This is a genomic window from Bifidobacterium sp. POST2/T3 (B1) (genome assembly GCF_058197115.1).
Genome location: NZ_JBVPQK010000186.1, coordinates 1 through 5200 on the forward strand (window position 1 = coordinate 1; position 5200 = coordinate 5200).

Genomic DNA, 5200 nt, shown 5'->3' on the forward strand with positions numbered 1-5200 from the left:
TCCACCAGGGCCCGCTGGTAGCTCAGATTGGTGAACATGCGCGCAGAAGCCTGCTTGTGCGGATCAGCCGTATACACACCGTCCACACCGTTCTTGCCCATGAGGACCTCGACGCAATGTATCTCCAAGGCCCGCTGGATGGAGACCGTGTCGGTTGAGAAGTAAGGCATGCCGGATCCGGCCCCGAAGATGACTACGCGTCCCTTTTCCAGGTGGCGGATGGCCTTGAGCGGAATGTAGGGCTCGGCCACCTGACCCATGGTGATGGCTGTCTGCACCCTGGTGGCCTGACCAGCCTGCTCCAGGAAGTCCTGCAGGGCCAGGCAGTTCATGACCGTGCCCAGCATGCCCATGTAGTCGCCGCGCGAACGTTCGATTCCGGCCTGACTGAGCTCGGCTCCGCGGAAGAAGTTGCCACCGCCCACCACGATGGCCACCTGAACGCCGCCCTGCACCGCCTGGACGATCTCCTTGGCCACCCGCTTGACCACCTGCACGTCGATGCCGACCTCGCCTCCCCCGAAGGCCTCTCCGGAGAGCTTGAGCAGCACACGACGAGGCGATGCTTGGTTTTGCGCTGAATCGGATCCGGTCATAAAAGCCCTTTCTCCAGACATGATGACGGGCGGTATACGCCGCTAACAGGGTATCCGTGCTGGGCGACAACCCCTATTGAGCAGACCGAGGGGATAGGCCCTGGGAATTGACTTAGGACAAAAGAAGGGGAGCGGCTACGAAAGCCACTCCCCTGCCATCAATGCCGGACGTTTGCCAGTCCCTTAGACAAGATCAAGCAGACGACACAAAACATTGCTGAACTACTTACTACTCCTCGTCGCCCTTGCCGACCTCGAGACGGGCGAAGGCCAGAGCCTTGCCGCCTGCCTGCTTGAAGAGGTCACCAATGGTCTTGGATGTGTCCTTGACGTACTGCTGCTCCAGCAGAACGGTCTCCTTAAAGAAGGCGTTCAGACGCCCCTCTACGATCTTGGGTATGATCTTCTCGGGCTTGCCTTCGGCCTGGGACTTCTCAGTGGCCACGCGACGCTCGGACTCCACCACATCGGCGGGCACATCTTCGCGGCTGAGCCACTTGGGGCTCATGGCGGAGATCTGGAGGGCCACCTCATGGGCGACCTGGGCTCCGGCCTCATCAGTGGCGATCATGGCCACGATGGAAGGGGGCATCTCCACAGACTTGCGATGGGCGTAAATCTCTACACGGGGACCTTCAACTCGGGCCACCTGGCCGACCTTGACGTGCTCATGGAAGAGAGCACCAGCTTCCTCCACGGTCTCCTTGACGGTGCCTGACTTGGATGGAGCGGCATCGACCTGCTCGGCGTTGGAGGCATCAGCCTTGGCCACGTCATCGATGACCTCCTGGCCAAACTCGATGAACTGAGGGGTCTTGGCCACGAAATCAGTCTCGGAGTTGAGCTCGACGGCGTAGCCGATCTGACCCTGTCCGCCCTCGACGACGGTGGAGGCAATCAGGCCCTCTTGAGCCTTGCGGCCCTCACGGGCGCCTGCGGCCTGGATGCCGGTGGCGCGGATAATCTCCTTGGCGCGGGCCATGTCGCCCTCAGCCTCGGTCAGGGCCTTCTTGACGTCCATCATACCGGCGCCGGTCTGGTCACGCAGCTCCTTGATCAGTGCAGCGGTGATTTTTGCCATAAAACTCTCCTATCTGGTCTTTCCTGAATGCATCATCTAGACGCCAAATTTCAGGCGGCCTGATCGGCAGCGGGGGTCTCCTGCTGCTGTTGCGCGGGCTGCTCGGCCTGGGAAGCCTGGGCGGTCTCCTGGGCCTGCTCCTGCGGCTGTCCATCCTTGTTCTCCAGCAGATTCTTCTCCCACTCGGCCATGGGCTGGTCAGAGGCCTCCTCGGTCTTGGCGGCCTTGCCAGAGCGCTCCAGCAGACCGTCAGCCACGGCATCGGCCATCAGCCGAGTCAGCAGCTCGACGCCGCGAATAGCATCGTCGTTGGCCGGAATAGGGTAGGTGACAAGCTCAGGATCCGTATTGGTGTCCACCAGGGCCACGACCGGGATACCCAGCTTGTTAGCCTCGGAGACCGCCAGGGCCTCCTTGTTGATGTCGACCACGAACAGGGCCGAAGGGGTGCGGCTCATGTTGCGGATGCCGCCCAGCTGACGCTCCAGCTTGTCCTTCTCGCGCCGCAGGAGCAGGAGCTCCTTCTTGGTCAGTCCCGAGCCATGCACGTCGTCGAAGTCCATCTCCTCCAGCTCCTTCAAGCGGCCGACCCGCTTGGTCACGGTCTGGAAGTTGGTCAGCATACCGCCCAGCCAGCGCTCGGAGACGTAGGGCATGTTCACTCGAGTGGCTTGAGCCTTGATGGCCTCCTGGGCCTGCTTCTTGGTCCCCACGAAGAGCACGGTGCCGTTGTGGGCCACGGTCTGCTTGATGAAGTCATAGGCTTGGTCGATCAGACCGAGCGACTTGAAGAGATTGATGATGTGGATGCCGTTGCGCTCCATCAGGATGTACTGCTTCATCTTGGGATTCCAACGACGGGTCTGATGTCCGAAGTGGACGCCGGCCTTCAGCATTTCGCTCATGGTGATCTGTGCCATGTCCATACCTTTCATTGTCGGTTATTGCCTGGCCATGTGCACCTGCGTGCAACTCCGAGGAGCCGACCGACACAGGACGTCGCGGACATGGCGCGAATTTACGGCGTGTGTTTGGGAATACTCTTGGCACGCCTGCCCACCCGTGACAGCGGACCTGCGCAATGACACGCCGAGTTACTATGATACCCGAGGCCAATGACCTCGGGCACCGTGTTCGCCCTCTGCCTACCTGGCTGATCTCAGCTGCTGCATGGCCTTGCGGCGGACATCGCTCTCCAGCCGATCCACATAGACATGGCCGTCCAGGTGATCGCACTCGTGCTGGATCATCCGACCCATGATGCCATGGCCTTCGAGAGTCACTGTCTTGCCGTCCAGATCGATGCCGTGGGCTCGTGCGTAGTCGGCCCGTCTGGTCGGATACCAAAGGTTTGGAAGGGACAGGCATCCCTCCTCGCCATACTGCTCGCCCGAGGTCTTGTCGATGACCGGATTGATGATGTAGCCCACCTTGCCGCCGATATTATACGAGAAGACTCGCAGGCCCACGCCGATCTGATTGGCCGATAGGCCCGCCCTGCCCGGATCGTCGACGGTGTCCACCAGGTCACGCACCAGACTGCGCACAGCCGGGGTGATGCTGGTCACAGGATCGCATGGGGTACGCAAAACCGGATCGGGAACCACTCTGATTGCACGAATCGCCACTGCTACTCCTCGTCATCCCGGCCGTTGTGGCCGTCCTTCTCATCCTCCGGGGCCGCTTCCTCCTCCTGGCGGCCATCACGCTTGCGTCCGGTCATGCTGGCCAGGGAGTCACTCATAGTGGTCCGTGCCCTGCTGACGATGTCGTTCTCCTTGGCAGCGGGTTTGGCTGGCGTCCTAGGCGCATAGAGGACCTTGTCCACAAGTTCGGCATACTGGCGGAGCACCTCGGGGCGCACAACCTTCAGGCTGGGGGTCAGGGTACCGTCCTCCTGGCTGAAGTCCTTGTCCAGCACCAGGAACTTCCGCACCGACTCGGCCCGCGAGACGTTGCAGTTGGCCTTGTCCACATACTGCTGGATGAAGGCATGGATCGCATCGTTATGACTGGCCTGCTCCATGCTCATGTCAGCGTCCAGACCCTGGGAGGTCAGCCACGATTTCAGCATGCCGACATCCAAAGTAACTAGGGCGCCCACGAAGGGTCTGCCGTCGCCCACGACCACGGCTTGAGAGACTATCGGACAGGTGCTGATCACATCCTCCAAAGGTGCCGGGCTCACGTTCTTGCCGCCGGCTGTGATGATAACGTCCTTCTTTCGGCCGGTGATGAAGACGAAGCCCTGGTCGTCGATCTGGGCTAGATCGCCGGTATGCAGCCAGCCGTCCTTATCAAGCACGGTGGAATCCAGCTCAGGCTGGTGGTAGTAGCCCATAAAGACGCTGGGGCCCTTGACCAAAAGCTCATCGTCGTCGCTCAGCCTGACCGTCATGCCCGAGCCAGGTCGACCGACCGACCCAACTTCGTTGGCATCCTCGAAGTTGACAATGCAGGGGGCCGCCGTCTCGGTCATTCCGTATCCCTGAATGAAGGTGATCCCGTCGATTCCGTTGAAGAAGTGGGCCAGGTCGGCGTTCATGGGTGCGCCACCGCAAGCCAGATAGCTCAGGTTGGAACCCAGGGCGGACTCGATTGTGTTGCCGACGGTTTTGGTGTAGAAGGCGTGGGCCAGGCGGGTCAGCGGCGAGTGGCCGCGCCCCTCCTGCTCGTCCTTGGACCACTTGATGAAGTGCCTGGTGGCCTTGGCAAAGACCTTGCCGGCCAAACCTGCGCCGGCCTTCTGCGAGGCTGCATTGTAGACCTTCTCGAAGACTCGGGGTACGCCCAACAGATAGGTGGGCCGGAAGGTGCGCAGGTCAGTCAGCAGGTGCTTGGCGTTGGAGACGTATCCGACCACGCCCTGAGCGCCGATGGCCACGTACTGGATGTAGCGGGCGAAGCAGTGGGCCAGGGGCAGGAAAAGCATCAGGCGGGATGGGGCTGCCAGCATGTGGTAGAGCACATCCCAGCCGACGAAAACGATGTGGACGAAGTTCCGGTTGGAAAGCATAGCGCCTTTGGGCTCACCGGTGGAGCCCGAAGTGTAGACGATGGTGGCCAAATCGTCGGCTTTGACCTGGGCGATGGCTTGATCCAGGCGCTCGTCGTCAATCCCCTGGCCGAATTCGCTGACTGCATTCAGGCCCCCTGCCTCGAAATTGAAGACATACTTGAGCTTGGGCGATGACCCCCGAACCTGCTCAAGGATCTGCGCATGCTCCGAGTCGCCGGCAAAGGCCAGAACGCAGTCCACATCCTGAACGATCTTCTGGGCCTGGCTGGGCGAGTCGGTCTCATAGATGGGCACAGAGACCGCCCCGATGGCCGCGCAAGCGAAGTCCGTGACCCCCCAGTCATAGCTGGTCGAGGCGTAGATGACTACGGTGCTGCCTTTTTCCACACCCAGGGCCATCATGCCCTTGGCCACGGCACGAACCCGCGCGGACATCTGCCCGGCCTTGACATCGTGCCAGTTTCTGGTCATGGGATCCTGCCACTGGGCAACCAGCTCCTCAGG

At 61.2% G+C, this 5200-nt stretch carries 5 protein-coding genes; all 5 read right to left on the bottom strand.

What is annotated here, in order from left to right:
- Positions 1-596: uridine monophosphate kinase (locus tag AC0AP0_RS08600; RefSeq protein WP_490430167.1), on the bottom strand; the 596-nt coding region annotated here is incomplete at its 3' end.
- A gap of 229 nt (positions 597-825) precedes the next feature.
- Positions 826-1677, bottom strand: coding sequence for a translation elongation factor Ts (gene tsf, locus AC0AP0_RS08605; RefSeq protein ID WP_029678902.1), 852 nt, complete (start codon positions 1675-1677; stop codon positions 826-828).
- Between the two features lie 50 nt (positions 1678-1727).
- Entirely contained in the window at positions 1728-2597 is an 870-nt protein-coding gene (gene rpsB, locus AC0AP0_RS08610; protein WP_490430168.1) for a 30S ribosomal protein S2, read from the bottom strand.
- 225 nt (positions 2598-2822) lie between these two features.
- Entirely contained in the window at positions 2823-3305 is a 483-nt protein-coding gene (locus AC0AP0_RS08615; protein ID WP_490430169.1) for a peptide deformylase, read from the bottom strand.
- A gap of 2 nt (positions 3306-3307) precedes the next feature.
- On the bottom strand, positions 3308-5200 hold a 1893-nt coding region (locus AC0AP0_RS08620), incomplete at its 5' end, for an AMP-dependent synthetase/ligase (RefSeq protein WP_490430170.1).

Excerpts from the sequence above, each read along its gene's own strand:
- tsf (WP_029678902.1), bottom strand. The coding sequence starts at position 1,677 with ATGGCAAAAATCACCGCTGCACTGATCAAGGAGCTGCGTGACCAGACC.
- rpsB (WP_490430168.1), bottom strand. The coding sequence starts at position 2,597 with ATGGCACAGATCACCATGAGCGAAATGCTGAAGGCCGGCGTCCACTTC.